Origin of the sequence: Flavobacterium sp. UBA4854 (genome assembly GCF_002399805.1) — a bacterium.
GTDB classification, from domain to species: domain Bacteria; phylum Bacteroidota; class Bacteroidia; order Flavobacteriales; family Flavobacteriaceae; genus Flavobacterium; species Flavobacterium ginsengisoli.
In genome coordinates this window covers 7,949-8,569 of the sequence record NZ_DHEI01000117.1, presented here as the reverse complement: position 1 = coordinate 8,569, position 621 = coordinate 7,949, and the positions used below count along the sequence as shown (strand labels likewise).

1 protein-coding gene is annotated in these 621 nt (G+C 33.0%); it reads left to right on the top strand.

Features of this window, described 5'->3' with window-relative positions:
* Window positions 1–42: 42 nt before the first annotated feature.
* On the top strand, window positions 43–621 hold a 579-nt coding region (locus B3J44_RS17355; protein ID WP_286969951.1), incomplete at its 3' end, for an endo-1,4-beta-xylanase.

The following is a 621-nucleotide window of genomic DNA, read 5'->3' as shown; positions in this document are numbered from 1 at the left end:
AGGTATTACCAATAACTAGAATACCTATAATAACAATACAGTATGAAAATTAAATTTTTACTAATGCTGGCCTGTCTTTTCTTTTTTTTGAACTCTTGTTCAAAAGATGACAATGTCGCTGTTAATGCTTTAGAAGTGCCTATTGCAAATGCTCCAAAAGACGTGAATGACGAAGGCTTTAGAGCAAAATGGAATTACGTTTCCCACGCAAAAAGTTATCTTCTAGATGTTTCTACCAATGAGAATTTCTCCACTTTTGTCCCAAATTACAATGCAAAAGAAATTATCGATTTAAATGAAGTTGTTTCAGGTTTAAACGGAGGCACACAATATTATTACCGAGTTAGAGCAAAAAATGAAACAGAGATTTCTGGCTATTCAAATATTATTAGTGTTGTAACTACGGGTTCTAGCAACATTCCTGAGGATCCAACATTTTTAAAGGTAAAAGCTAATAAATTGGCAAATCCGTTTTTTGTAGGTATGGCAGTTAAAGCATCGCAATTAACCAACGGAAGTCCTTATGATGTTATATTGAAAAATGAATTTAGCAGTATATCTGCCGAATATGAAATGAAAATGGATCAAATTTCTGTTTCAAGCGGTGTTTACAACTGGACT